At 64.7% G+C, this 26,897-nt stretch carries 26 protein-coding genes; 6 read left to right on the top strand and 20 right to left on the bottom strand.

Annotated elements, in window-relative coordinates; translation table 11 throughout:
- Positions 1 to 47: 47 nt before the first annotated feature.
- From mhpT to AC07VY_RS15695, 5 genes are all read right to left on the bottom strand, one after another.
- The gene (gene mhpT, locus AC07VY_RS15715) at positions 48 to 1,301 is read right to left on the bottom strand and encodes a 3-(3-hydroxy-phenyl)propionate transporter MhpT (RefSeq protein ID WP_495098280.1); all 1,254 of its coding nucleotides are present in this window, start codon (positions 1,299 to 1,301) and stop codon (positions 48 to 50) included.
- A gap of 177 nt (positions 1,302 to 1,478) precedes the next feature.
- On the bottom strand, positions 1,479 to 2,192 hold the full coding sequence (locus AC07VY_RS15710; protein WP_495098281.1) for a TetR/AcrR family transcriptional regulator: 714 nt from the start codon (positions 2,190 to 2,192) through the stop codon (positions 1,479 to 1,481).
- Positions 2,193 to 2,542: 350 nt separating this feature from the next.
- Positions 2,543 to 3,088: a GNAT family N-acetyltransferase gene (locus AC07VY_RS15705; protein ID WP_495098282.1), complete on the bottom strand. Its 546-nt coding sequence runs from the start codon at positions 3,086 to 3,088 to the stop codon at positions 2,543 to 2,545.
- Positions 3,064 to 3,942, bottom strand: a complete 879-nt coding sequence (locus AC07VY_RS15700; protein ID WP_495098283.1) for an EamA family transporter — start codon at positions 3,940 to 3,942, stop codon at positions 3,064 to 3,066. The genes AC07VY_RS15705 and AC07VY_RS15700 overlap by 25 nt, the downstream gene beginning before the upstream one ends.
- Before the next feature lie 113 nt (positions 3,943 to 4,055).
- Positions 4,056 to 5,447, bottom strand: coding sequence for a cytochrome P450 (locus tag AC07VY_RS15695; protein WP_495098284.1), 1,392 nt, complete (start codon positions 5,445 to 5,447; stop codon positions 4,056 to 4,058).
- 74 nt (positions 5,448 to 5,521) lie between these two features.
- Between AC07VY_RS15695 and AC07VY_RS15690 the strand changes: the two genes are divergently transcribed.
- From AC07VY_RS15690 to AC07VY_RS15680, 3 genes are all read left to right on the top strand, one after another.
- Entirely contained in the window at positions 5,522 to 6,388 is an 867-nt protein-coding gene (locus AC07VY_RS15690) for an AraC family transcriptional regulator (protein WP_495098285.1), read from the top strand.
- Between the two features lie 75 nt (positions 6,389 to 6,463).
- Entirely contained in the window at positions 6,464 to 6,676 is a 213-nt protein-coding gene (locus AC07VY_RS15685; protein WP_495076425.1) for a hypothetical protein, read from the top strand.
- Between the two features lie 7 nt (positions 6,677 to 6,683).
- Positions 6,684 to 6,959 carry a hypothetical protein gene (locus AC07VY_RS15680; RefSeq protein ID WP_495098286.1) on the top strand — a complete coding sequence of 92 codons (276 nt, stop codon included), beginning with the start codon at positions 6,684 to 6,686 and terminating at the stop codon, positions 6,957 to 6,959.
- A 238-nt stretch (positions 6,960 to 7,197) separates the two neighbouring features.
- Here AC07VY_RS15680 and AC07VY_RS15675 read toward each other — a convergent pair whose 3' ends face one another.
- Positions 7,198 to 8,031, bottom strand: coding sequence for a M90 family metallopeptidase (locus AC07VY_RS15675; RefSeq protein ID WP_495098287.1), 834 nt, complete (start codon positions 8,029 to 8,031; stop codon positions 7,198 to 7,200).
- A 36-nt stretch (positions 8,032 to 8,067) separates the two neighbouring features.
- Positions 8,068 to 8,229, bottom strand: a complete 162-nt coding sequence (locus AC07VY_RS15670; protein ID WP_495111316.1) for a hypothetical protein — start codon at positions 8,227 to 8,229, stop codon at positions 8,068 to 8,070.
- Between AC07VY_RS15670 and AC07VY_RS15665 the strand changes: the two genes are divergently transcribed.
- A complete protein-coding gene (locus AC07VY_RS15665; RefSeq protein WP_495098288.1) occupies positions 8,202 to 9,758 on the top strand; it encodes a sensor domain-containing diguanylate cyclase in 1,557 nt (518 codons plus the stop codon). The two genes, AC07VY_RS15670 and AC07VY_RS15665, sit on opposite strands and share 28 nt — an antisense overlap.
- A gap of 15 nt (positions 9,759 to 9,773) precedes the next feature.
- Here AC07VY_RS15665 and hutG read toward each other — a convergent pair whose 3' ends face one another.
- The 12 genes from hutG to hutC form a co-directional block, all read right to left on the bottom strand.
- Complete coding sequence (hutG, locus tag AC07VY_RS15660) at positions 9,774 to 10,577, bottom strand: N-formylglutamate deformylase (RefSeq protein WP_495098289.1); 804 nt, start codon at positions 10,575 to 10,577, stop codon at positions 9,774 to 9,776.
- A gap of 3 nt (positions 10,578 to 10,580) precedes the next feature.
- Complete coding sequence (locus tag AC07VY_RS15655) at positions 10,581 to 11,960, bottom strand: formimidoylglutamate deiminase (protein WP_495098290.1); 1,380 nt, start codon at positions 11,958 to 11,960, stop codon at positions 10,581 to 10,583.
- A gap of 359 nt (positions 11,961 to 12,319) precedes the next feature.
- Complete coding sequence (gene hutI / locus AC07VY_RS15650; RefSeq protein ID WP_495098291.1) at positions 12,320 to 13,546, bottom strand: imidazolonepropionase; 1,227 nt, start codon at positions 13,544 to 13,546, stop codon at positions 12,320 to 12,322.
- A 64-nt stretch (positions 13,547 to 13,610) separates the two neighbouring features.
- Entirely contained in the window at positions 13,611 to 14,177 is a 567-nt protein-coding gene (locus AC07VY_RS15645) for a HutD/Ves family protein (protein ID WP_495098326.1), read from the bottom strand.
- A complete protein-coding gene (gene hutH, locus AC07VY_RS15640) occupies positions 14,177 to 15,679 on the bottom strand; it encodes a histidine ammonia-lyase (protein WP_495098292.1) in 1,503 nt (500 codons plus the stop codon). The genes AC07VY_RS15645 and hutH (AC07VY_RS15640) overlap by 1 nt, the downstream gene beginning before the upstream one ends.
- A gap of 107 nt (positions 15,680 to 15,786) precedes the next feature.
- Entirely contained in the window at positions 15,787 to 16,575 is a 789-nt protein-coding gene (locus AC07VY_RS15635) for an ABC transporter ATP-binding protein (RefSeq protein ID WP_495098293.1), read from the bottom strand.
- A 7-nt stretch (positions 16,576 to 16,582) separates the two neighbouring features.
- Positions 16,583 to 17,305, bottom strand: a complete 723-nt coding sequence (locus AC07VY_RS15630; RefSeq protein ID WP_495098294.1) for an ABC transporter permease — start codon at positions 17,303 to 17,305, stop codon at positions 16,583 to 16,585.
- A gap of 1 nt (position 17,306) precedes the next feature.
- On the bottom strand, positions 17,307 to 18,032 hold the full coding sequence (locus tag AC07VY_RS15625; RefSeq protein ID WP_495076437.1) for an ABC transporter permease: 726 nt from the start codon (positions 18,030 to 18,032) through the stop codon (positions 17,307 to 17,309).
- Positions 18,033 to 18,075: 43 nt separating this feature from the next.
- Positions 18,076 to 18,924 (bottom strand): transporter substrate-binding domain-containing protein, encoded by an 849-nt coding sequence (locus tag AC07VY_RS15620; protein ID WP_495098295.1) that lies wholly within the window; start codon positions 18,922 to 18,924, stop codon positions 18,076 to 18,078.
- A 113-nt stretch (positions 18,925 to 19,037) separates the two neighbouring features.
- Positions 19,038 to 20,732: a urocanate hydratase gene (gene hutU / locus AC07VY_RS15615; protein ID WP_495098296.1), complete on the bottom strand. Its 1,695-nt coding sequence runs from the start codon at positions 20,730 to 20,732 to the stop codon at positions 19,038 to 19,040.
- A gap of 11 nt (positions 20,733 to 20,743) precedes the next feature.
- On the bottom strand, positions 20,744 to 22,279 hold the full coding sequence (gene hutH / locus AC07VY_RS15610) for a histidine ammonia-lyase (RefSeq protein ID WP_495098297.1): 1,536 nt from the start codon (positions 22,277 to 22,279) through the stop codon (positions 20,744 to 20,746).
- 61 nt (positions 22,280 to 22,340) lie between these two features.
- Positions 22,341 to 23,135 carry a histidine utilization transcriptional repressor HutC gene (gene hutC, locus AC07VY_RS15605; protein WP_495098298.1) on the bottom strand — a complete coding sequence of 265 codons (795 nt, stop codon included), beginning with the start codon at positions 23,133 to 23,135 and terminating at the stop codon, positions 22,341 to 22,343.
- Between the two features lie 311 nt (positions 23,136 to 23,446).
- On the opposite strand from hutC, the gene alaC reads away from it, so the two are divergent.
- Positions 23,447 to 24,658 carry an alanine transaminase gene (gene alaC, locus AC07VY_RS15600; RefSeq protein ID WP_495098299.1) on the top strand — a complete coding sequence of 404 codons (1,212 nt, stop codon included), beginning with the start codon at positions 23,447 to 23,449 and terminating at the stop codon, positions 24,656 to 24,658.
- 102 nt (positions 24,659 to 24,760) lie between these two features.
- A complete protein-coding gene (locus AC07VY_RS15595; protein WP_495098300.1) occupies positions 24,761 to 25,843 on the top strand; it encodes an adenylate/guanylate cyclase domain-containing protein in 1,083 nt (360 codons plus the stop codon).
- Positions 25,844 to 26,063: 220 nt separating this feature from the next.
- On the opposite strand, the gene AC07VY_RS15590 is transcribed toward AC07VY_RS15595, so the two are convergent.
- Positions 26,064 to 26,894 (bottom strand): urease accessory protein UreD, encoded by an 831-nt coding sequence (locus tag AC07VY_RS15590; RefSeq protein ID WP_495098301.1) that lies wholly within the window; start codon positions 26,892 to 26,894, stop codon positions 26,064 to 26,066.
- Positions 26,895 to 26,897: the final 3 nt, after the last annotated feature.

The raw sequence follows: 26,897 nt of genomic DNA, 5'->3' as shown, positions 1-26,897 counted from the left end.
ACCTGCGCAGGTTATGTCTGCGCTAGCGGCTGTTTTTGTATAAATACTCAGCGGTGCAGCGCCTGTTGCGCGCGCATCAGCACCATGGCCGCTACGGCTGCCACCACGATGCCGGGGCTTGAAGCCGCCATCACCCCGCCCAGGCCCATGCCCGCGGCCAATACCTGCCCGGCAATCATGGGTCCGCTGATGGCACCCAGCCGGCCGACTGTGATGGAGGCACCAACCCCGGTCGCACGGATGGACGTGGGGTAGAGCGTGGGCGCCATCGCATACAGCACCAGCTGGCCACCCAGGGTGCAGAATCCCGCGCCCAGCCCGGCCAGCAGCATCAGCCCCAGGCCTTCCGACAGGCCCAGCCCGGCCAGCGACAGCAGCATGCCCAGATAGATGCAGACGGCGGTGAATACGCGCTCCTTGCCGTCCATCAATTTGCCCACCAGCAGCGAGCCGGCGGCGCCGCCGAAGTTGAAGAACAGCTGCACCATGCCTGCATCGGCGCGCCGAAAGCCTTTGCCCTGAAGCAGCGAGGGCAGCCAGTTCAGCAGCATGTACAGCACAGTCAGCACGAAGAAGCTGGCCAGCCACAGCAGCAGGGTGGACTTCCACATACCGCCCTGGAACAAACCGGCCATGCTGCTGCCAGCGTTGCTGGAGCGCGGCCGGTCTGGCTGCGCCTGGCCCAGGTTGCGGTTCACAAAGGCGCGCGACTCCGGCAGTAGCACGACCAGCAGCAGCGCAATCGCCATCGGCAGCACGCCGCCCACATAGAACAGGCCGCGCCAGCCGCCGCCAAAGTTCAGCATGCCCAGTACCGCCGCCAGGGCCCCGCCCAGCGGAATGCCGGCATAGGTCAGGCTGACGGCCATGCCGCGCTTGTGCTCGTCGGCCGCTTCGGACGACAGTGCGATCAGGATCGGCAGCGCCGCGCCCAGGCCCAAACCGGCCAGAAAGCGAGCGGCCAGCAGGCTGGGGTAGTCCCACACATGGGCCGTGGCCAGCGAGAACAGGCCGAATAGCAGCACCGAGCCGATCAGCACCTTCTTGCGGCCGATGCGGTCCGCCAGCCAGCCGCCAAACAAGGCGCTGGGCAGCAGGCCGACCAGGCCGGCGCTGAACATGCCGCCCATCTGCGGCGGCAGCAGCTTGAATTCGGCACCGATGCCGGGCGCGGCAATGCCGGCGGCCTGCAGGTCCAGGCCTTCGAGCAGGGCCACGATGAAGCAGAGCAACAGGGTGAGCCACTTGCTGGTGTTGGGTAGGGCCGCGCCGGTAGGGGCGCTGGCGGTAGGGCTGGTCATTTCAGGTCTCCTGGTGGTTTGTGTTGTGGCTGGTAGGGGCGTGCGCACCCCCGGCGCGGTCGGCGTGCGACTGCGCCTTGCTTGGCAGGCGAAGGGAGTGGGAGAGCGGCGGGGGGCTTATGGCCCCATGGCCTGGCCGCCGTGTCTAGGCTGTGTTGGCATGGCGGCCCTCCGTGCTCAGTGGGTAGGGGCGGCGCAGGCGCCGCGCAGGCCGTGGGTGATGAAGGCCACCAGCAGCGGCCCGCTGGTGTCGAAGTCGCCCGGCTGGTTCTGGCCCAGCGACAGGCGTTCTATGCGGCGGTCGTTCACATGGTGCAGCAGCGCGCCTAGCGCAAACTGGTAGCACCAGGCGGCCTGGCTGCGCGTGGCCTGGGGCAGGGCGGCGGCTAGCGCGTCGATGAAGGCATGGGCCAGCGGGTCGAATAGCTCGCGTATCACCGGCTCGTCTTCCTCTTGGTGGTTGCTCATGCCACGCGACAGGATGCGCATGAAGTTCTGCCCTGTGGGCTGGGCCGCCACCTTCAGCACCGGCAGCACAAAGGCATTGACGATGTCCTCCAGCAGTTGGCCCGGCGCGGCATTCCGCTGGGCCGCGGCCAGCGACTCCAGCCGCTCGCCGATGTAGCCCGCACGCTCGCGGAAGATGGCGTGGTACAGCGACAGTTTGGGGCCGTAGTAGTAGCCCACCAGGGCCAAGGGCACGCCGGCCTCTTCGGCGATGTCGCGTATCGATACGCCATGGAAGCCGGCCGTGGCGAACAGCCGCTCTGCCGCCAGCAGGATGTTTTGCTGCCGATTCGGCGCCAGCGCGTCCTCGCCAGGTTCGGTGGCCGCCTTGCGCCGGCTGGCCGGTGTGCTGCGGGTGGTAGATGTGGTTTTGGGTGATGGCATAGGCTGGTTTATACGCTTGTACAAGAATGTTGAACACTCGTACAAACACCGATACCTGCTTTTACTTTGCAATGTTGTACGTTTGTACAAATCATGCTAAAGAAATACCCAGGGATGGCCTGGGTACTATGGATTTGATAGCTGCTGGCGCAGATGCTTCCTACACTAGGGGCTGATTTGGCTAGGATTGGTGGGCGACGCGCCAGCGCGGCCACAGCAGGTGGGGCGATCCAGCAATGTTCTCCTCTATGGGTTGGCTGTCATTCTTTTGTACCTTGCGCAGACGTTCCTGGTCGAGAGACCGCATGACGATGGTGAAAAGGTAGGGAAATACGCTCTCGACTAATCTGTTAATTCAAGCGCATGTCATACGAAACTTCATCTTGAGCGACCTCAACGAACCCAAGTCTGTTGTAGAGAGATTTTGCGGGGTTGCTTTTAATCACTTTCAGTCCGAGCGGCTTCTTTTCCGCTTTGGCCTGTTCTGCAGCCTGTAGCAAAAGAAACGACCCCAGCCCTTTGCCCCGGAACTCGGGTAGCAGGAATATGAGCCGAACAAAGTGGGCGGAGTCTGTGGTCTCCACATGGACACCTCCAGCCCGCTGCCCTGCAACTTCAACGACTCGAAATTGCCCGAATGGATGATGTTTCCAGAAGCCATTCCTTTGAAACTCCTCGTCCCAGCCCCATGCCCAACGCACATGCTCTTGCAGTGCTTGTTTGTAGGCTTCGAAGACGAACTCTCGATCATTTTCTTTCGCATATCGCCACGTAGCTTGAACCATAGGGTTTAGAGTTTGATTTATAGAAAATTTCTCTGGAGAGATTTTTACAGTCTCAACCGACAAGCTCTGCGGGCGGCGAAGCCATCCTAAGCCCCACGCCAGCGCGGCCACAGCAGGTTGATCACCAGGCCCAGCATCACGAGGCCGGCTGCTATCAGCTTCCAGGCTGGTAGGGGTTCGCCCAGCCACCAGGCCGAGGTGCCCATGCCAAACACTGGCACCAGCAGGGCCAGGGGCGAGATGGTGGCGGCTGGGTGGCGTGCCAGCAGCCAGGCCCACATGGCGTAGCCAAACAGGCTGTTGCCCCAGGCCTGCCACACCACGGCGACCCAGGTGCCGAGGTCGGCGGTGTGCAGGCTGGTGACCAGGGCTGCGCTGCCTTCAAACACCCAGGCCAGCGCCAGCAGCGGTGGCACGGCAAACAGGCTGGACCAGACCACGTAGGCCATCATGTTCACCTTGCCTGCCTGGCGCGATGCGGTGTTGCCGCCACCCCAGGACAGTGCTGCCAGCAGCACCACGGCCAGACCCAGCGGGGTGGTGCTGCCGTCGGTGTGCAGCATGATGACCACGATGCCGCTGGCCGCCAGCAGCAGGCCACACCACTGGTAGGCCTGCATGCGTTCCTTGGTGGTGCGCATGGCCAGGGCAATGGTGAAGAACACCTGGGTCTGCACCACCAGCGAGGCCAGCCCCGGCGAGATATGGCCCTGCATGGCCCAGTAGATCAGCCCGAACTGGCCCACGCCAATCAGCACGCCATAGGTGGCCAGGTTGCGCCAGGGCACGGTCGGCCGTGGGATGAAGAACACCGCCGGCAGCAGCACCAGCGCAAAGCGCCAGGTGGCCAGCCATAGCGGCGTGAAGTGCGCCAGCGCGATCTTGATGATGGCGAAGTTGCTACCCCACACCGCCACGATGGCCAGAGCCAGCAAAAAGCGACGCAGGGACAGTTGTGTAGACATGTAACGGAAATAAGTGAAAAGGCCGCCATTGTGGGGCCTGTGCTTTACCCCCGTGTGTACGCTACCCTTTTAGTAGCTGCTGGCGCAGGGTCTATCAGCGCCAGCGGCACTTTTTATGCCAGGATTTGGCGGCGTGTCAGCTGCAGCGGCATGCCACCCGCCGGGCGCAGCGTGACGTTCAACACCGGTTGGGGCGGCGCCGCGCTGCCCGGCGCCAGGCGGAAGCGCTGCAGCACCATGGCGGCGATCAGCGTCATCTCGGTCGTCGCAAACAGATTGCCTATACACACCCGTGGCCCGGCGCCAAACGGCAGGTAGCTGCCGCGCTCGTGCAGGGCCTGGCCGGTGCTGGAAAAACGCTCGGGGTCAAAGCGCTCGGGCTCGGGGAACCAGCGCGCATCGTGCTGCAGCACCCAGGGCGTGACGCGCACCAGTGCACCTTTGGGTAGCTGCCAGGGGCCGATCTGTACCGGGCGCAGCGCGCGCCGGCTGATTAGCGAGGGGGCCGGCGGGTACAGGCGCATGGTTTCTTTCAGCGTCTGGGCCAGGTAGGGCAGCTGGGGCAGGTCTTCATAGCAAGGCGGGCGCAGGCCCAGCACCTGGTCCACCTCGTCCTGGGCGCGCTGGGCATAGTCGGGGTGGGCAGCCATGGTGTGGCCCCACCAGGTGAGGGCGGCGGCGGTGGTTTCGTGGCCGGCCAGGAAGATGGTCATGCACTGGTCGCGCACCTCTTCGTCGCTCAGCGCGGCGCCATCACCGCTGTCGTCGCTGTCATCGCGCACGGCCATCAGCATGGCCAGCAGGTCGCTTTGTGCGGTGCCGTTGGCCTGGCGGCGCTGCCGGATGTGGCGGCGCACCAGGCCGTCCAGCGTGTGCTTGGCGCGGCGGGTGGCCCATTTGTGCGGCATCCAGTCGGGCAGGCTGAAGGGCCAGAAGAATTCCTCCATGCCGGCGCGGCTGATCACCTGCACCGCCTGCTCGGCCGCCAGCGCTTCGGCGCGGTTGCTGTCGTTGATCTGCTGGCTGAACAGAGTGCGCAGCACCACGTCCATGGTCAGCTGGGTCACCATGTGTTCGAAGTTCAGCGTCTGCGTGGGCAGGGGCGGCAAGGCGTCCAGGGCCTGGGCGGCGGCGGCCACCATGTGCTGGGCGTAGCCGGCCATGCGCTTGGGGCCAAAGCCGGGTTGCAGCATGCGGCGCTGGCGCTGCCAGGTATCGCCCTCGGTCACCAGCACACTCTGGCCGTGCACCTTGGCGAAGACCGCCGTGCCGCGCTCCCAGCGGATGAAGTTGCGCGCCTGCTCCACCAGCACCTCGCGCACCCAGTCGGGGCGGAAGAACTCGAAAGTTTGCTCCGGGCCTATGCGCGCGTGCACCGCGTCACCGTAGTGGCTGTGCATATGCCGCGCCGTACCCAGGTAGTCGCGGCGCATCTGGCCCAGCAGGGGGAAGCCGAAAAAGCGGGGCAGGGGGCCTGGAGGAAAGCTTGCGTTGGATGGGGTCATGGTGGCTACTGTGCGCCTGCTTGGCCGGCGTGTATTGAACGATTGCGACAAGCCCGGCTGGCTACACTGCCGTGATGTTGTCCCACACCTCGCCCAAGGGCGCCACGGCCCACCTGATTGCCCCCGGCATGGGCCTGGGTGCCTGCGTGCGGGCTTATATCTCGCGCAGCACCCTGGGCGTGGATCTGCTGCCGCAGGAACGCTACAACCATTTTCCTGCCAGCCCGCTGTGCGGCATCTCCTGGTTCACGCATGGCGTGGCCGATATGCTGCCGGCCGACGGCAGTGGCGACTGGCTCCAGCGTCTGCCGCCCATCTCGTTTTTTGGTCCGCATACACGGCCCACGGTGTCGTACAACCCGGGCCCGGCCCAGGGCTTCATGCTGCTCATGCTGCCCGACGCCCTGCACGCCATGACCGGCGTGGATGTGGCGGCCCAGGTAAACCGGCAAAGCCCCTTGCACCAGGTGCTGGATGCCAGCTGGTGCGAGATGGCCCAGGCCGCACTGCAGGCGCCCGACGACGCGGATCGGGTGCGGGTCATCGAGGCCTTTTTGCTGCCGCGCTGGCAGCAGGCGCGCACCCAGGGCGCGGTGCCGGTGCGCAGCTTTCAGGACTGGGCCGAGACTCTGGCGGTGCGCGCCCTGGCATCCGGCGCGGGCCAGAGCCTGCGCCAGGCCGAACGCCGGGTGAAGGCCTGGACGGGCCAGTCCCTGCGTGCGTTGCAGGGCCGCAGCCGGGCCGAGGCCGCGTTCTTCCAGGTGCGCCAGGCAGAGGATGCCGGCAACGTTGTCTGGGCCGACCTGGCGGCCGGTGCGGGTTATGCCGACCAGTCCCACCTGTGCCGCGAGACGCGCCGTGTCACCGGCCTGAGCCCCGAGGCCCTGCGCCAGCGCGTGCAGGACGACGAGAGCTTCTGGGTTTACCGCATCTGGAGCTGAACCCCCTTCCGGGGCGCGGATTGCATGTGCCAGGCCGCACTCGTAAAATCAAACGATCCACTCCAGGAGCCAGACATGGATGTTTCATCGGTCTATCGGCAATCCGTTCAGCCTACCCAGCCTACCGACATTGCGTCGGAAACCCGCAACGCGCAACGCCGCGCCGCCCAGCGCGACGACCCCGAGGTCAGCAAGGTCGCCCAAGACCAGAACCCACCGGCCAAGCCGCCGCCTGTGGTGAACAGCCAGGGCCAGACCACAGGTCGCATAGTCAACACCACCGCCTGAGTCGGCCATGGTCGCCATCACTGGCACCAGTCTGTCGATTCCGCAGGTGCAAACCGGCCCCGATAAGGCGCAGGTTGCACAGGCGCGGCGGGATGCGGACGCCGCCCAGAGCCGGGCGGACGAGTTGCGCGCCGCCGCCGACCAGGCCGACCGCTCGGCCCGCAACAGCCAGGACACGGCCAACGACCTGAACAGCCGCAGCAAGCAAATGGACGCCACCTACGCGCAGCAACTGCGCCGCGCCAGCCAGACCAAGGGTTTGATCATCAACGTCAGCGTTTGATCTGTTTGCTACATAAATGATAGCTTCTTGCGCAGGTATTTCCTGCGCTAGAGCCTGTTTTTGCCTGAGTAGATGCATACCTCAGACGTACTACCACAACCGTTCGCCCTGAGCTTGTCGAAGGGCTCCATTAGCAGCAGGCCCTTCGACAAGCTCAGGGCGAACGGGGACTGTAATGTGCGAGGTTGCCATCTGAGGCATGTATCTAATCAGGTGTTTTTGCCTAGATGTCCGCCCGCTACCAGGCCGCCGTATCCAGGCGGTAATAGCCTTGCAGCTCGCGGTACAGCGCCGGGTCATACTCGGCCAGCGCGGCGCCTTGTTCAAAAAACACCTCTGACACCACGGCGAAGAACTCGGCCGGGTCCTGTGCGCCATAGTGGTTCAGCAGGCCGGGCTCGCCCACATGCGCTTCGCGGCGCAGCTTGGCGTAGGCGGCGTGGAATACGCGTGACCAGCGCTGCGGGTCGGTGCCGGGCAGGCGCCGGGGCGCGCCATTGGCGTGGCCGGTTTCCTGGTCCAGCTGGTGGGCAAATTCATGGATCACCACGTTGCGCCCGTCGTTGGCCGTGGCCGCGCCTTCCAGGCTGTCCTGCCAGGACAGGATGACCTGGCCCTGCGACCAGGATTCGCCCGCCAGCGCATGGCGCTGCTCCTGCAGTACGCCAGCGCCATCAGACATGGCGCGGTCTACGGCGAAGGCACCGGGGTAAACCAGGATTTGCCGCAAATTGGCATAGCGGTCGATGGACCGGTTCAGCACCAGCAGACAGGCCTGGGCGGCGATGACCACGCGCATTTCCTCCGTCACCTCCAGGCCGGCGCAGCCTATGAAGGCTTTTTCGGCGATGAAGACCTGCATGTGCTTCTTCAACTGCAGCTGCAGATCGGCTGGCAGGCGGCGAAACAGCGGCACCCGGCGCCGCAATATCTTGCGCCAGGCGGTAGGGAATGCCTGCTGCTGCAGCTTGCGCCGGCGCCGCGCCACCCACCAGCGTGGCAGCAACCAGCCCAGAGCGCACACCAGGGTCAGGATCAGCAAGGCAATAAAGGTGGCGGTGGGTGTGTCCATGGAAATCGGTGTGGCAACAAATCGGTGCGGAACCTGCTAGCTGGGTGCCAACGCGGCGTTTGCAATGCCGGCGATGATGATTTTGCCGGTGGACGTGGGAGGGTCCACCCTAGGTACAAAGCGGCGCAGCAGGTGCAAGATCCATAGGCTGTGGTGCAGGCTGGGTGCGAATGCGGTGGCGCTGGGCTGGTGCAGCACAGTGGGGCAGACGCGCGCACCAAGCCGGCTGCCTTTCGTCGAGTCGTTTCAATGTGGACACTGGGCGGGTGTGGAAAATGCCCGCCGATAACATGATGCAAACAGACTGTGACTCGGCCAAGCCGCCCGCGGGCTTGCTTTCCACGGAGCCCGCCGGGCGCCGGGAGATTCGGCATGCTGCCATTTCAGTCGCCGTCTCTCTGCTGGTGTTTGCGGCGGCCGTGCCTTTTGCCAGGATGCCGCTGGTACAGATTCCCGCCTTTATTCCCATGTATGTGTCGGTGCTGGTGATCTGCGATCTGATCACCGCCGTGCTGTTGTTTGGTCAGTTCAGCGTGGTGCGCACGCCGGCTTTGCTGCTGCTGGCCTGTGGCTATCTGTTCACGGCAACCGCCACGCTGGAGTATCTGTCGATTTTTCCTGGTCTCTTGTCGCCAACCGGCCTGTTCGGGTCGGGGCCCCAGACTTCTTCTGCGATGTACATGTTCTGGCACAGCGGGTTTCCGCTGGCCATCATGGGCTATACGTTGTTGAAGGGCAAGGTTTTCAAACCCTTTCAACCGCAGCAGCTGATGCGGGATCGCCCATCCATTGCGATTGCTGTCGCTGTGGTGGGCATATTTGTTCTGGTGGCTGGGTTTGGGCTCTTCGCCACGCAGGGCCAGGCCTATATTCCGATTTTTCTCAATGGCAACCGCACCACCGATATGGGGCACAGGTTTTTATTCGGCGTGTGGGCTCTCAGCCTGGCCGCCTTGGTGGCGGTGTGGAAGAAGAAGCCGCACACGGTACTGGATGTATGGCTGCTGGTCGTCATGTGCGTGTGGTTGTTCGATATTGCACTGGCGGCGCTTTTGAATACCGGCCGATACGATTTGGGTTGGTATGTAGGCCGGATCTACGGTCTGCTGGCCGCGAGCTTTTTGCTGATTGCTTTGTTGATTGAAGATGTGAAGCAGCACCAGCGGCTGTTCCAGCTGTCGATCAAGCTTGGCGCGGCCAACAAGGTTCTGGCGAATTTAGCGCGGCATGACGGATTGACGGGGCTGGCGAACCGGCGGTATTTTGATGAGTATCTGGCGGAGCAGATTGCTGTTGCGAGCCGCTTCCACAGGCCGTTGGCCTTGATCCTTTGCGACATAGACCATTTCAAGGATTTCAATGACCACTACGGACACCAGGCGGGTGACACTTGCCTGAAGCGCGTTGCACGCGTGCTCGCGTCCTGCTCGCACCGTCCGGCTGATCTGGTGGCGCGCTACGGGGGCGAAGAGTTTGCCTTCATCCTGCCCGATACCGATCTGCGGGCCGCCGCGCGGATGGCGGAGGAGATACGCCGTGAAGTCAGCCACCTGGGCATTGCGCATGCCCATTCCTCGGCGGGTTCTTGTGTCAGTATCAGCAGCGGGGTTTCCGAGCTGGTGCCACCCATGCAAGCCCCGCAGCTGATTGCTGCAGCCGATGAGTTGCTCTACCACGCCAAGGGCTTGGGGAGGAACCAGGTGGTCAGTGCATGGGCGGTCATCTAGCCATGACTCGCCATGTCAGCGTGTGCCCTGTTGCGCGAAGCCCAACGCGGCTTCCACCATGCGGCGCAGATGCGGCTGGATGCGGGCGGCCACCTCGGGCAGGTAGTCGAAGGGCATGGCTTCCTGCATATAGCTGCACTGCGTCATCTCCAGCTGGATCGCATGGATGCTCTGCGCAGGCTGGCCGTACTGGCGGGTGATGTAGCCGCCCTTGAAGCGGCCGTTCAGCACCGCGGTGTAGCCCGGTGCGGATTCGGCAATGGCTAGCAGCTGGGCCGCCATCGCCGGGTCGCAACTGGTGCCGTTGCCGCTGCCCAGGTTCAGGTCCGGCAGCTTGCCTTCGAAGAAGCGCGGCAGCACGGAACGTATTGAGTGCGCATCCCACAGCACGGCCTTGCCATGCACGGATTTCAGCCGCGCCAGCTCGGCCTGCAGCTGCTGGTGGTAGGGCTGCCAAATGCTGTCGCGGCGCTCGGCGATCTCGGCTTCACCGGGTACATCCCGCGGGTCGCGGTACAGCGGCAGATCGTCGAAGTCGTCCACCGGGCAGAGTCCGGTGACGCTCTGGCCCGGGTACAGGCTGGCGCCCGAGGGGTCCCGGTTCAGGTCGATCACATAGCGCGAATGCGTGGCTATCAGCAGCGAGGCGCCGAGTTCCTTGGCGAAGCCGTACAGGCGTTCTAGGTGCCAGTCGGTGTCGTGCACTTGTTGGGCCACATCGGTCAGGCGCGTGGCCAGGGTCGGTGGCACATAGGTGCCGACATGGGGCATGGAGATCAGCAGCGGTTGTGTGCCTTGGATGAATTTGAAGGGTTCCATTTTTTACACCTGTGTGAGTTGGGTTCGGGCAGCGATGAAGGCGGCGGCTGCTGCGTCGTGCTGCGGGTGCCGACCTTGTTGGGTGCGCTGCTGGCCGGCTACCCAGACGGCATCGAGCGCCGAAGTCCGGTGGCTGGCGAACACATGGGCCGACAGCATCTCGGGTGCCGACAAGCCGGCCAGCGCCAGGTGCTGCGCGTCCAGCACGCAGAAGTCGGCGCGCTGGCCCACGGCCAGGCCTTGTGCGTTGCGGCCCGAGGCTTGCGCGCCGCCGGCCACAGCTTGAAGCAAGGTGGCCGTAGCGACCTGGGGCTGCTGCGCGCTTGCCAGCACATTGCGCTGGCGGAACTGCAGGCGCTGGCCGTATTCGAGCAGCAGCAGTTCTTCGGCCGCATTCACGCAGGCATGGCTGTCTGAGCCCAGGCCCCAGGCGCCACCGGCGGCCAACCAGCGCGGCATGTCGAACAGGCCGTCGCCCAGGTTCGCCTCGGTGCTCGGGCAGATGCCCGCTACGGCGCCGCTGGTGGCGGCGCGTTGGTATTCGGCTTCGCTCATGTGCGTGGCGTGGATGAGGCACCAGCGGGCGTCCACCGGTGCGTGGTCCAGCAGCCATTCCACCGGGCGCTGGCCGCTCCAGGCCAGGCAGGCATCGACCTCGGCGGTCTGTTCTGCTATGTGGATGTGCACCGGCGCGCTGGCGTCGATGGCGTGCAGGCCAGCCACGGCGTCGCGCAGGCTGTCGGGCGGCACAGCGCGCAGCGAATGTGGCGCCATGCCCAGGCGTGCACCTTGCGCGTCGCACAGGGGTTTGAGGGTTTCCAGCAGGCGCAGCATCGAGTCGGTGGAGCGTATGAATCTGCGTTGCCCTTCGTTGGGCGGCGTGCCGCCGAAGCCGCTGGTCTGGTACAGCACGGGCAGCAGGGTGATGGCGATGCCGGCGGTTTTTGCCGCGCGCAGCAGGGCCTTGGACAGCTCGGCGTCGTCGGCGTAGGGTGTGCCGTCGGCACTGTGGTGCAGGTAGTGGAATTCGCAGACCGAGGTGTAGCCGGCTTCCAGCATTTCGATGTACAGCCAGGTGGCGATGGCCTCGACCTGTTCGGGTGAGAGGCGGGCGGCGAACTGGTACATCAGGCTGCGCCAGCTCCAGAAGCTGTCCTGCGCGGCGCCGCGGAATTCGGTGAGGCCGGCCATGGCGCGTTGGAAGGCGTGGCTGTGGAGGTTGGGCAGGCCGGGGGTGACGGGACCTGCGGCTGTCGGTGCGCCGTTGGGCTCTGTGTTGAGGGTGACGGTGGTGAGTTCGCCCAGGCTGTTCCATTGCAGCAGGACGTTGGTCTCCCAGCCGGTGGGGAGTAGGGCGTCTTTGGCGAAGATTTGGTTGGTCATGGCCGGAGGTGTTTATAGAGATGGTCGGCCGGGATGTGCGCCCGGCGGCGCAGTAACTTTCTTTTGCGTGGCCAAAAGAAAGTCACCAAAGAAAAGGCCAGCCGAAGTCGTCGCCCCCTGCGCTGCGCTTCGGGGTACGCTGCGTTGCTCGGTCTGGGCGGGGTCCCGCTCGAACTCGCTGCGCTCAGACAATCGCGGGCCCTGATCCGCCCAGCCCTGCGCTACTCGCCGACGCCACACGGCGTGGGGTCGGGAGCGGACATCCGTCCCGGCTGCGCCGGGCTCGCGCCCTAGGCGCGATGTGGCGCGCTGCGCCACCGATCCCGATCCCCTGGGACGCCCATAAAAACCCATCAAGCTCACAGCAACCCCAAACTGTCCAACGCAACAAAACCCTGCCGAACAATAGTGCGCCCAGGCTGCTGCCCCAACCAGTACACCAGCTCCGCCGGTTCCCGCAAATCCCACAGCACAAAGTTCGCAGTCCGTCCCACGGCCAGCGTGCCGTGCGTGTCCTGCAAATCCAGTGCGCGGGCTGCATGCGTGGTGATGCCTGCCAGTGCCTCTGGCACCGTCAACCGGAACAGCGTGCAGGCCATGTTGGCCATCAACAGCAAGCTCAGCGCCGGCGAGGTGCCCGGGTTGTGGTCGGTGGAGACTGCCATCGGCACACCCGCGGCGCGCAGGGCGGCAATCGGCGGCAGGTGCGTATCGCGTAGCGTGTAGTAGGCGCCGGGCAGCAGCACCGCCACCGTACCGGCAGCACGCATCGCATCGATACCGGCCTGCGACAAATGCTCGATGTGGTCGCAAGACAAAGCACCATAGTGCGCCGCCAGCACCGAGCCGCCCATGTCGGACAGCTGCTCGGCATGCAGCTTCACCGGCAGGCCCAGGGACTGCGCCGCCTTGAATACCTGCTCGGTCTCGGCCAGCGAAAACGCGATGCGCTCGCAGAACACATCGACAGCATCCACCAGGCCTTCGGCATGCAGCGCGGGCAGCATTTCGTGGCACACCAAGTCGATGTAATCCTGGCTGCGGCCCGCGTACTCCGGCGGCAGCGCGTGGGCGCCGAGGAAGGTGGTCCGCACGGTTACGCCGAAGTCCTGGCCGAGCCGCCGGGCCACGCGCAGCTGCTTGCGTTCGTGCTCCAGGCTCAGGCCGTAGCCGGATTTGATCTCGATCGCGCAGACCCCGTCGTCCAGCAGCTGCTGCAGCCGCGATGCGGCCTGGGCATAGAGTTCGTCTTCACTGGCGGCACGCGTGGCCTTCACCGACGAGATGATGCCGCCACCGGCTTTCGCCACCTCTTCGTAGCTGGCGCCGGCCAGGCGCATCGCAAACTCATTGGCGCGCTGGCCGCCGTAGACAAGGTGCGTGTGGCAATCGACCAGGCCGGGCGTGGCCAATGCACCGCCGGCGTCGATGCGTGGCAGGCCGGCGAAGGCTGCGGGCATTGCCGCCAGGTCTCCCATCCAGGCTATCTGGCCGTGCTGCACCGCCAGGGCGTTGGCCGTACCGCCATCGGCCAGCCGCAGGTTGTACCAGAGTCCGTCAGCGCTGGGGTGTTGGGGCGTGGTCATATTCTGTTTGCTATTGAATGTGTAGCTGCTTGCGTAGGTATTTATTGCGCTAGCGGCCTATTTTTTATAAATCATGCAGGCCGACCCATACAAGTTGCGCGTTGGCCTCCAGCGGCGTGGCCTGCCAGCTGGTCGAAGCATCCCACCACAGGCCGTGGCCGCTGGCGCAGCGGAAATCATGCGCGCCGCACTGCAGATGCCAGGCGCCGCGTAGTACTAGCAGCAGGCCCTGGGTGGATGCTGGAATTTGCCGGGCGGCGTTGAGCACCTGCACCTCGGCGCGCAAGCGGCTGCGCCGTGTCATCACATTGAAATCGGTGGACGCGCCGCCCAGCAGGTCGCAGTCCAGCGCCACATCGCCAGAGAATGCGAAGGGCTGGCCAGGGGTGTCCAGTGCGTGGTCTATGCCGGGTGCATGCAGGCGTACGCCGTCGCCATCCAGCAGCATGATCACCCTATCGACACCGGGGAAGGCCGAGAACGGCCCGGCCTGGGCGATGCGGGCGATGCTGATGCGCCAGTCGAAACTGTCCATGCCCGCACCGGCAGGCTGGCAGACGATTTCACGCGTGGTGCCGCCGCCGTTCTTCCACGGCGTGGCGGGCAGGGTAGCGGTGTCGAAGCTGTGGATCACGGCAGTAGCCCCGAGGGTGAACGCAATATTGCAGCGGCCTTGGCAATGTCGGGTGCCAGAAAGCGGTCGGCATCGAAGGCCGGAACCTGCTCGCGTAGCTTGCGCCAGGCCTGGCCGGTGCCTTGGCCGAAGCGCTGGTCCTTCAGGAACTCGAAGGCCTGCGCGGCCAGCAGGTATTCGATGGCCAGGATCTGCGTCAGGTTCTCGGTGGACTTGTGCAGGTCCAGCGCGGCGCTGGTGCCCAGGCTCAGGTGGTCTTCCTGGTTGCCCGAGGTGATGAAGTTGTCGACCACCACCGGCTGGGCCAGGCGGCGGTTTTCGCCGGCCAGGGAGGCGGCGGTGTACTGGGTGATCATCAGGCCGGAATTCACCCCCGGCTCGGCCACCAGAAACGCGGGCAAGCCGCTGACCAGCGGGTTCACCAGCCGGTCGATGCGCCGCTCGGCCACGCCGCCGAGTTCGGCCACCGCAATGCGCAGCAGGTCGGCCGCCATGGCCACCGATTCGCCGTGCGGGTTGGCCTGTGAGACCACGCGGTAGGCATCCGGTGTGCCCAGCAGCAGCGGGTTGTCGGTGGCGGAATTCAGCTCGGTTTCAATCTGCTTTGCCGCGTGGGCGATCTGGTCGCGGCAGGCGCCGTGGATCTGCGGTATGGAGCGGATGCTGAGGGCATCTTGCGTGCGGATGCCACGGCTGCTGGCAATGACTTCGCTGCCTTCGAGCAGGCTGCGCAGGTTGCGGCCCACCTGCTGCATGCCGGGGTGGGGTTTGAGGGCGATGATCTCGGCGTCGAAGGCGGCTATCTGGCCGCGCAGGGCTTCGAAGCTCATGGCGCCGACCACGTCGGCCCAGTCGGCCAGGCGCTCCACATCGGCCAGCGCCAGCGCCGCCAGGCCGGTCATGCAAGGCGTGCCGTTGACCAGGCTCAAACCGTCCTTGGCGCCCAGCAACAGCGGCTGCAGGCCGATGGTGGCCAGCGCCTCGGCAGCCGGCTGGGTGCGGCCCTGGAACTGCACCTCGCCCACGCCCAGCAGCGCCACGCTGATGTGCGCCATGTGCGTGAGGTAGCCGACCGAACCCTGGGACGGCACGCAGGGCGTGACGCTGTGGTTCAGCAGTGCTAGCAGGCCTTCGACCACCTTGGGCTGCAGGCCCGAATAGCCTTGCGCAAAATTGGCCAGCGCCGCGACCAGGATGGCGCGGGTCTGCGCCACCGTCAGCAGCGGGCCTACGCCGACAGCATGGCTGAGCAAGGTGTTGCGCGACAGCTGGGCCAGTTGCTCGCCGTGCAGCAGCACATTGCTCAGGGCGCCGAGGCCGGTGCTGATGCCATAGGCGCGCTCGCCGCTGGCCACGATGCGGTCCACGATGGCGCGGGCGTTGGCGATGCGGGTCCAGGCAGCGGACGACAATGCCAACGGCGCGCCGTCGCGGGCCACGGCGACCAGCTCGCGCCAGCCCAGAGGGGCATCACCCAGCAAAACGGTGGTGGCGACCATCTCTTCCGGTGAACAGCGCAGAACTGGCTTTGCCAGGCTGCTGCTGTTGCCCCCTGCAAGGGGGTGGGCGGAAAGCGCTTGCGCTGTAGCCTGGGGGTGAGTGTCTTTCACGCTGCAGCCCTTTCCTGGTGGCCGGAGTTGAACTGGCGAAAGCGTTCGGAACTGGCGGCGCCAAACACATCGGCCGGCGCGCCTTCTACATCGACCAGGCCTTGGTGCATGAAGACCACGCGGTTCGACACATTGCGGGCAAAACCCATTTCGTGCGTCACCACCAGCATGGTACGGCCCTCTTCGGCCAGGGAACGCATCACCTTTAGCACCTCGCCAACCAGCTCGGGGTCCAGGGCCGAGGTGGGTTCGTCGAACAGCATCACCTGCGGGCGCATGGCCAGCGCCCGGGCAATCGCCACGCGCTGCTGTTGGCCGCCGGACAGATGGGCGGGGTAATAGTCACGCCGCTCGAACAGGCCTACGCGCTGCAGCAAGGCCTCGGCTTCTTCCACGCATTCGGCGCGCGCGCGCTTTTGCACCCGCATCGGGCCTTCGATCAGGTTTTGCAGCACCGTCATGTGCGACCAGAGGTTGAAGTTCTGGAACACCATGGCCAACTGCGAGCGCATGCGCTCGACCTGCTTGCGGTGCACCGGCTCCATGCGGCCGTCTTTGCGTTGGCGCATCTCCAGGGTTTCGCCGTCCAGGCAGACGCTGCCTTGGTCGGGCGTTTCCAGCAGGTTGATGCAGCGCAGAAAGGTGCTCTTGCCCGAGCCGCTGGCACCGAGTATGGAGATCACATCGCCCTTCTGGGCGGTCATGGAGATGCCCTTCAGCACATGGTGGCTGCCGAAGGATTTGTGGATGCCAGTGACGGCCAGGGTCGCGGTTGTGGTGGTCATGGTCGGGTCAAACGGTTTGGGCGTGGGGTTTCACAGCGGTGGTGGGGCGCTTGCGCAGATGCGGCGACAGCCGGTGCTCCAGCATGGCCACGGCGCGCACCAGCAGGAAGTTCAGCACCAGGTAGATGGCGGCGGCGCAGATGAAAACCTCCATGGTGCGGTAGGTGCGCTGGATGATCTGCTGGGCCACGCCGGTCACATCCCAGACCGTGACCAGGCTGGCCAGTGCGGTGGACTTGACCAGCAGCACCAGCTCGGTGGAGTAGGCGGGCAGGCACTGGCGCAGCGCGATGGGGGCGATGACGCGGTGCAGCAGCGTCCAGCGCGACATGCCGGTGGCCAGGCCGGCCTCGATCTGGCCGTGCGGCACGGCCAGCAACCCGCCGCGCAGAATCTCGGCGGTGTAGCCTGCCGTGCACAAGGCCAGCGCCAGTACCGCGCAGGCATAGGGCGAGCGCAGCACGATCCAGAACATGCTTTCGCGCACCGCATCGAATTGGCCGAGGCCGTAGTAAATCAGGAACAGCTGGATCAGCAGCGGCGAGCCGCGGAACACCAGCACATAGCCGCGCGCAAACCAACTGAGCGCCGGGTACGGGCCAACGCGCATGGCGACGATGAGCAGCGACAGCAAGCCGCCGAACAGCATGGACAAAAAGAACAGGCCCAGCGTTGTCGGAACGGCGGCCAACAGCTTGCCCATGGTGTTGAGGAGGAAGTCGTAGTCCATCTTAGTGGCCTCCTGCCAGGCTGCGTCGTTGCGACTTGCCCATGTGTTTTTCTGCACGACCGAACACTTGGTTCGACATGCCGGTGAGCAGCAAATACAGAATGCCGCCAACGATATAAAAAGTGAAGTACTGGCGTGTTGAACCGGCACCAATTTGCGTGGTGCGCATCAGCTCGGCAAGGCCGGTGACCGAGATCAGTGCCGAATCCTTCAGGCTCATCTGCCAGACATTGCCCAGGCCGGGCAGCGACAGGCGGAATATTTGTGGCAGCAGGATGCGCCGAGCCAGCATCATGGTGGGCATGCCGATGGAGCGCGCGGCTTCCAGCTCACCCGGCACCACGGCCAGGAAGGCGCCACGGTAGACCTCGGCCTGGTAGGAGCCAGAAATCATGCCGACGGCCAGCGCACCCACCAGAAACGGCGGCGTGGCGATGAAACCTTCGGCGCCAAACCACTGGCCGATGGCTGTGATCAGGGTCGAGCCGCCGAAGTAGAACAGGTAGATCACCAGCAGCTCGGGGATGCCGCGGAACACCGTGGAATACAGCTCGCCCACAGCCCGCAGGCTGCGCCGCGGCGACAGCTTGGCGGCTGCGACCAGCGCGCCGAACACCGAGCCTACCAGCAAGCCGCACAGTGTCAGGGCCACCGTCAACAGGGTGGCCAGCAGCAGGGCCGAGCCCCAGCCTTGCTCACCAAACCCCAGCATTTCGAACAATTCCATCATGGTCTTTCGGTAATGGTTGTTGCGGTGGCCGCAGTGTGGATTACAGCGTGCCCGTCAGGTCGGTCTTGAACCACTTCAGCGACAGCTTTTTCATGGTGCCGTCGGCCAATGCAGCCTTGATTGCCACGTCGAATTTGGCTTTCAGGTCGGCATCGGCTTTGCGAAAGCCCAGGGCTTCGCCTTCGCCGAATACCAGGCCGCCGATCTTCGGACCGGTGTAGGCCAGGCCCTTGTTTTCGGGCTTTTCCAGGATGGAGTTGATCAGGGTCACGTCGTCAAAAGCGGCATCGATGCGGCCGGCCTTCAGGTCCAGCATGGTGTCGGCCGAGGCGCTGTATTCGCGGATGGTGGCGATGTCTTTGAAATGCGCATCCATGAAGGCGGTGTAGACGGTGCCGGAGGCGATGCCGATGGTCTTGCCCTTCAGCGCAGTGCGCAGTGGCTCGATGGCGGCGCGTACGGCCTTGGCGTCGGTACCCAGCTTCATGGTGGGGCCCTTGGCTTCGGGCAGCAGCTTGCCGCTGGCAGCGACAAAGCTGGCCGAGGTGGAGGCGTAGGGGGCCGAGAACGCGATCTCTTTCTTGCGCTCGTCGGTGATGACGATGGAGTCCATCATCACGTCGTACTTGCCGGCTTTCAGGCCGGCGATCATGCCGTCCCAGTTTTGCACGACCAGCTTGCAGGTGATCTGCGCGCGCTTGCACAGGTCTTCCATCATGTCGACCTCGAAGCCGCCGAGCTTGCCGCCGGGCAAGGTCAGGTTCCAGGGTTCGTAAGCGCCTTCGGTGGCGATGGTGACGGACTTCCAGTCTTTGGCTTGCGCGGGTGCCAGGCAGGACATGGCGCCCAGGGCGAGCAGGCTGGCGGATACGAGTTTCGAGGTTTTCATGGTGAGACTTTCAAAGGTTGAAGGACAGAGGAACAGCGGGACAGGGGAATAGGGGTTAAATATGCCGCCAGCGCACTAATTACCTGCGCCAGCAGCTATGGATATAGGAGCGTTTACTTCACCATGGGCAGGTTCAGGCCCTGCTTCTTGGCGGTGGCGATGGCGATGTCATAGCCGGCATCGGCGTGGCGCATCACGCCGGAGCCGCAGTCGTTCACCAGCACGCGGGCCAGGCGCTCGGCGGCGGCATCGGTGCCGTCGGCCACGATGACCATGCCCGAGTGCTGCGAATAGCCCATGCCGACGCCGCCGCCGTGGTGCAGGCTGACCCAGGTGGCGCCGCCAGCGGTATTCAGCAGCGCGTTCAGCAGCGGCCAGTCGCTCACCGCGTCGGTGCCGTCTTTCATGGATTCGGTTTCACGGTTCGGGCTGGACACCGAGCCGGTGTCCAGGTGGTCGCGGCCGATGACGATCGGGGCTTTGAGCTCACCGTTCTTCACCATTTCGTTGAAGGCCAGGCCGGCGATATGGCGCTCGCCCAGGCCCAGCCAGCAGATGCGCGCGGGCAGGCCCTGGAAGCTGATGCGTTCACGCGCCATGTCCAGCCAGCGGTGCGTGTGGTGGTTGTTCGGGAACAGCTCCTTGATCTTGGCGTCGGTCTTGTAGATGTCTTCCGGGTCACCCGACAAGGCCACCCAGCGGAACGGGCCCTTGCCTTCGCAGAACAGTGGGCGGATGTAGGCCGGCACGAAGCCGGGGAAGTCGAAGGCGTTCTTCACGCCGACATCGAACGCCACCTGGCGGATGTTGTTGCCGTAGTCCACCGTGGGGATGCCCATCGCCTGGAAGTCCAGCATGGCTTGCACGTGCACGGCGCAGCTCTGGGCCGCGGCTGCCACCAGCGCGGCGTGCTGGGCCGGGTCTTTCTGTGCAGCCTTCCAGTCGGCCACGCTCCAGCCCGTGGGCAGATAGCCGTTGACCAGGTCGTGGGCGGAGGTCTGGTCGGTCACCAGATCGGGTTTGATGGCGCCGGCCTTGGCGCGGCGCACCAGCTCGGGCAGGATGTCGGCCGCATTGCCGAGCAGGGCGATGGATACGGCTTCTTTCGCGTCGCAGTGCTGCTGTATCAGTTCCAGCGCATGGTCAATGTCGCGCGCTTGTTTGTCCACATAGCGGGTGCGCAGGCGGAAGTCGATGCTGCTCTGCTGGCATTCGATGTTCAGCGACACGGCGCCGGCCAGCGTCGCGGCCAGTGGCTGGGCACCGCCCATGCCGCCCAGACCAGCGGTCAAGATCCACTTGCCGGCCAGGTCGTTGTTGTAGTGCTGGCGGCCGGCTTCGACGAAGGTCTCGAACGTGCCTTGTACGATGCCCTGGCTGCCGATGTAGATCCAGCTACCGGCGGTCATCTGGCCGTACATGAACAGACCCTTGCGGTCCAGTTCGTGGAAGTGCTCCCAGTTGGCCCACTTGGGCACCAGGTTGGAATTGGCGATCAGCACGCGCGGTGCGTTGGCGTGGGTTTTGAACACGCCGACGGGCTTGCCGGATTGCACCAGTAGGGTTTCGTCGTCGTTCAGTTCACGCAGGCTGGCCAGGATCTGGTCAAAGCATTCCCAGTTGCGAGCGGCGCGACCGATGCCGCCGTAGACCACCAGGCTCTTCGGGTCTTCGGCCACCTCGGCGTCGAGGTTGTTTTGCAGCATGCGGTAGGCGGCTTCGGTCAGCCAGCTCTTGCAGCTGAGTTCGGTGCCACGCGGGGCGCGGATGACGCGGCTGGCGTCGAAGCGGGGGTCTTGTTGGGTCATGGGAATTCTCCTTAGGCTGGAATGTGGCTGGGCAAGATGTTCAGTACGGCGGCAGGCCAGTCGCTGCGGTGGGCCCACAGGCGCATGGCTTCGATGTCGTTGGCCAGGAAGCGGTCCTGGTCCAGGAAGGCAACGCGCTGGCGGATGTCGGCGAAGGCGGCTTCCACCAGGGGCGAGGATTTCAGGTCGCGTTTCAGCTCAATGCCCTGGGTGGCGCCCATGGCCTCGATGCCGATGACCACGGCGGTGTTGTTCACCATCTCACCCAGGCGGCGCGCGGCAAAGGTGGCCATGGACACATGGTCCTCCTGGTTGGCGGATGTCGGCAGGCTGTCCACGCTGGCCGGGTGGGCCAGGGATTTGTTTTCGGACGCCACGGCTGCAGCCGTGACCTGGGCCATCATGAAGCCCGAGTTCAGCCCGCCATCGCGCACCAGGAAGGGCGGCAGGCCGGATAAGCCGGTGTCCAGCAGCAGGGCCAGACGGCGCTCGGAAATGGCGCCGATTTCGGCCACCGCCAGGGCGATGATGTCGGCGGCAAAGGCCACGGGTTCGGCGTGGAAGTTGCCGCCGGAGATCACGTCCCCATTGTCAAACACCAAGGGGTTGTCGGACGCGGCATTGGCTTCGGTCTGCAGTACACGGGCGGCATGGGTCAGGTTGTCCAGGCAGGCGCCCATCACCTGCGGAATGCAGCGCAGGGAATACGGGTCTTGCACGCGGCCGCAGTTCGAGTGAGACGGCACGATCTCGCTGCCGTCCAGCAGGGCGCGCACCGCACCGGCCACCGCCATCTGGCCGGGCTGGCCGCGCGCGGCGTGGATGCGGGCGTCAAAGGGCTTGATGGAGCCTTGCACCGCTTCCAGCGACAGGGCGCCAGACAGCATGGCGGCGCCAAACACGTTCTCTGCCCCAAACAGGCCGTGCAGCGCCAGCGCGGTGGATGCCTGCGTGCCATTCAGCAGCGCCAGGCCTTCCTTGGGGCCCAGTACAAAAGGCTTCAGGCCGATGCGGGCCATGGCTTCCACACCGGTCAGTACTTCGCCGTTGGCGCTGGTGGCCTGGCCTTCACCTATCAATACGCAGGCCATGTGCGCCAGCGGCGCCAGGTCGCCGGATGCGCCGACCGAGCCTTTGGCTGGAATGCATGGCGTCAGGCCGGCGTTGACCAGTGCCAGCAGGGCTTCGGCCAATGCGGGGCGGATGCCGGAATGGCCGCGCGCCAGGCTGACCGCCTTGGTGGCCAGGATCAGGCGCACCACCGGGGCTGCCAGGTGTTCGCCTGTGCCCACGCTGTGCGACAGCACCAGGTTGCGCTGCAGGTCGGCCAGATGGTCGGGTGCGATCTTGGTGCTGGCCAGCTTGCCAAAGCCGGTGTTGATGCCGTAGACCACCTGGTCCTGGTCCACGATGCGTTGCACGGTGGCCTGTGCGGCCAGCATGCCGGCACGGGCTTCTGCGGCTAGGCTGAGCTGGATGTTGCCTGCGTGGATGCTGCGCAGCTGGGCCAAAGTGACTTGGCCGGGGTGGAGTGTGAGTGTGGACATTTCTAATCCTGTATAGACAAGTGATTGCGAGCGAAAGCGCAGTGTTGTGTGGGGGTAAAAGTTAGCTGGTCACGGCATTGCCATCGGTACGTACGCGGCTGCCCAGGCGGTAGCGCGCGCCGGGGTGCAGGCAGCGCACCAGGGTGATGGGGACTTCGCGCATCCAGGTGCGGCGGGTGAGCAGCAGGCAGGGTTGGCTGGGCTCCATTTGCAGCAGTTCGGCCTGTTCGCGGGTGGGTAGCACGGCGTCCACCACATGCTCCATCTGGTCGAACAGCACGGTACGCACCAGGAAGTCGGAGGGCTGCTCCAGCGTGAAGTCCTGCTCCATGAATTCGGGTGCCATACGCGGGTTCACGAAGCGGTCTTCCAGCTGGATGGCCACGCCGTCTTCCAGGTGCACGCAAACCGCGTGGAACACCGATTCCCCTGTGTGCAGGCCCAGCGCTGCCGCCACTTCAAGCGGGGCGGCGATGCGCTCCACGGTGACGATCTGGCAGCGGTAGTCGTGGCCCCGGCGGCGGATGTCGTCCGACAGGCGGGCGATCTGCAGCAGATTGCCTTGGGGCTTTTCATCGGCCACAAAGCTGCCCACGCCGGCGGTGCGGGTGATGCGGCCTTGCTCCACCAGCTCGCGCAGGGCGCGGTTGACGGTCATGCGGGCAATGCCGAACTGGGCCACCAGCTCGCTCTCGGACGGCAGGCGGTCGCCAGCGCGCCAGGTGCCGTCCTGGATCTTGCCGGCAATGAAGTCCTTGACCTGCTGGTAGCGGGCCACGGTAGGCTCCAGCGGGGATTCCGCCACATGGGCGCGGGGCCTGGATGTGCGGCGTACGGAAGGTGTGGATGTGCTCATAGTGGTGCGATGGTCGGCGTTACTTGACAACTTGTACATACAGGTAAACCATTATTTTCACCCGAATGGTGCGTGAGGCTGGATTTGACGGCTGGATTCGGGTCATGTCAGGCACAAATTTGGTGAAAATTTAGAAAGTAGGCCTGTTTAATCTGTATAGACAGGTTTATCTATGCAGTTTGCGTGCCAGGTTTTGCGTGCGCTGGCTTGTCTGGGGCGGCCAGGCTTTCTGCTAGCATTCAAACGGGTTTGCCCACATGGCAAACCACGTCGCTCGGACGGTTCCGGGCGCTTACGTGAGATTTATCAACATGGCTGCTTCTTCTGCAGGCAAGCGCCGCTTTGCGCGCATTGACCGCCTACCCCCCTACGTCTTCAACATCACGGCCGAACTGAAGCTGGCGGCGCGCCGGCGTGGCGAGGACATCATCGACATGAGCATGGGCAACCCCGACGGGGCCACGCCTGCGCACATCGTTGCCAAGCTCACCGAGGTCGCGCAGCGGCCCGACACGCACGGTTATTCGGCAAGCAAGGGCATTCCGCGCCTGCGCCGGGCCATCTCCCACTGGTACAAAACGCGCTATGAGGTGGACATTGATCCCGACAGCGAGGCCATCGTCACCATCGGCTCGAAAGAAGGCCTGGCCCATCTGATGCTGGCCACGCTGGACCGGGGCGACACCGTGCTGGTGCCGGACCCCAGCTACCCCATTCATATCTACGGCGCGGTGATTGCTGGCGCTGACATCCGCAGCGTGCCGCTGACCGAGGGCGTGGACTTCTTCGCCGAGCTGGAGAAGGCCATTCGCGGCAGCTACCCCAAGCCGAAGATGATGGTGCTGGGCTTCCCCAGTAACCCGACGGCGCAGTGCGTGGAGCTGCCGTTCTTCGAGAAGGTGATTGCGCTGGCCAAGAAACACGACATCTTCGTGGTGCATGACCTGGCTTATGCCGACATCGTGTTCGACGGCTGGAAGGCTCCGTCCATTATGCAGGTGCCGGGCGCCAAGGATATTGCGGTGGAGTTTTTCACCCTGTCCAAGAGCTACAACATGGCCGGCTGGCGCGTGGGTTTCATGGTTGGTAACCCGGATTTGGTGGCGGCGCTGGCGCGCATCAAGAGCTACCACGACTACGGCACTTTCACTCCGCTGCAGGTGGCAGCCATCGCCGCGCTGGAGGGCGACCAGAGCTGCGTGACTGAGATTGCCGCCACCTACCAGAGCCGCCGCGACGTGCTCTACAAAGGCCTGATCGAAGCGGGCTGGCAGGTGGATTGCCCCAAGGCCAGCATGTACATCTGGGCACGCATTCCCGAGCCCTACCGTGCGCTGGGTTCGCTGGAGTTTGCCAAGCAGCTGCTGGCCAAGGCCAAGGTCTCGGTCTCGCCCGGCATAGGCTTTGGCGACCATGGTGACGAGCATGTGCGCTTTGCTTTGATCGAGAACGAGGCACGTATCCGCCAGGCGGTGCGCGGTATCAAAGCCATGTTCAAGGCAGACGGGCTGCTGGGCCATTGATGCGGCGCGCAGGCTGCGGGTCTTGCAGCTTGACCGCCACCGGGTGCGGCACTATTCTGTTGGTAGCGCATACCGCGCAACCATTACAGAATGTCCAATCGCATGAAAACTGATACCCGGACGGAGACACAACGCCGCTTGCAAGCACTGGTGGCGCGCGAAACCGGCACAGCTGTGTCGCCCGCGCTGCAAGCCGAGTTGTCGGCCATCGTGGACGGCGCCCTGGGCGCCCCCGATTCAGGGCCCGAGCTGGCGGTGGTCAAGCGCGAGGTGACCATACTGGTGGCGGATTTGCGCGGCTTCATCGCGCTGACCGCCACCCAGCCTGCGGGCACCATCGTGACCATGCTCAACCTGTGCCTGGAGCGCATGAGCGAGGTGATTTACCGCTACCAGGGGACTATCGACAAGTTCACCGGCGAGTCCATGACGGTGCTGTTCGGTGCGCCGGTGGAGCGCCCGGACGATGTGATGCGCGCCCTGTCTTGCGCGGTGGAAATGCAGATCGCCATGCGCCTGCTGAACGACCAGTACCAACGCGGCCGCATGCCTGAGTTGTATATGGGCATAGGCCTGAACACCGGCACGGTGATGGCCGGGCGCTTTGGCTCCGAAGCCTTTTCACAGTACACAGTGATTGGCAACGAGGTCAGCCTGGCTTCGCGCATCGAATCCTTCAGCCTGCGCGGCCAGGTGCTGATCAGCGAGAACACTTACCAGCGTTGCGATGGCTCGGTGGTGGTGACCGACCCGGTGGACGTGTTCGTGGCGGGCAAGCTGGTGCCGGTGAAGGTGCGCGAGCTGATCGCCATACCCGCGCTACACCTTAAAGTGCCCCGCCAGGAGTTTCGCCGCAGCCACCGTGCTGAGGTGCGCATTCCTTGCGACCTGCAGGTGCTGGAAGGCAGCACGGTGCTGCCCCACCCGATCCGCGCGCATATCCTGGACATCGGCTACCACGGCGTACTGCTGGAGCTGGACCTGCCGCTGGAAGTCGGCTTCGACGTGAAGCTGAACTTCGACATGACCCTGGTGGAATACCCGGTCACAGACATCTATGCCCGCGTGATGAAGACCAAGCACGAAGAAGGCCTGCTGCTGGCCGGGCTGGAATTCACCGCCCTGAGCGCCGAGACCAATACCAAGCTGCAGATGTTTGTGCAGATGCTGGTCGGAGCGGCTTAGCTGGCTCACCCCCAGGCTTGCCCACTTCGTGTGGCCTCCTCCCCCCTTGCAGGGGGCAACACCAGCAGCCCGGCGGAGCCGGTTCTGCGGTGTTTCTGGAACAGACAGTCTCGTTTTTGATGGTGTGCCCAGTTTTTCCACCGAGTTTGTTTGATACCTGGATACTATATTTTTGATAGCTGCTGGCGCAGGTTTTCTCTGCGCTGGCGGCCTTTTTCTTCTACATCGCCCAGATGCGTGGCTTGGTGGCGGGTAGCTGCCAGAAGTGGGCTCGCCAGGCGGCCCAGACCTGTTTCATCAAATCCATGGCTGGCTCTACCAGCGGGGCCAGGGCGCGGACGATGACGACCTGGCCGTCGGGGCTGGTGGCGCCTGCCTTGTCGCGCAGCGGGTGGTTGTCGATGACTTGGCGGGCCACGTCCAGCGCGGCGGCGCGGCGCGCATTCTCTAGGCGACTGCCGGTCAGGAAGAACAGCGAGGCCATGCACTTGTTGCCGGCCAGACCCAGCGGGCTGTCCAGCAGGCGGGTGTCGCTGGCGTCTATGGTGCCGCGTTCCAGCCATACGCCGGGTAGCTCCAGGTGCTGGCAAAAGCGGCCTTGCGCAAACGGCTGCTGCGCCTGCGGCAGGCCAAATGCGGTCACGTCCCAGCCCAGCAGTTCGGCGCCGGGCTCCAGCTGGAAGCGCAGGCGGTTTTCGGCCAGGCACTGGTTGTAGCAAATCGCCTCGCTTGGCAGCCATTCCATCCGGGCCGCGGGCGCCAGCGTGATCTGGGTGTTTTGCAGCGCGGGTTGGCCGGCGGATCTGTAGAAGCGGGTTGCACCGGGCGTGGTGATGAGGCCGTGGGCGCTGCTGTCTACCCGCACGGTGATGTCCAGCGTGTCACCGCCGACCAGGCCGCCGGGCGGGTGGACCAGCACGTTGTGGCAGATGGCATCGCCTTCGGGGTACAGGCTTTGCAGAATGCGCAGCGGGCCCTTGTGCAGGTGGCGGGCAATGCTGCGGGCGGCTTCTTGTTGGTAATGCAGGTCGAGTTGGGCGTGCCAGGACATGGG

The organism is Rhodoferax sp. GW821-FHT02C08 (assembly GCF_059421805.1).
This window is presented reverse-complemented; position numbering and strand designations above follow the sequence as displayed.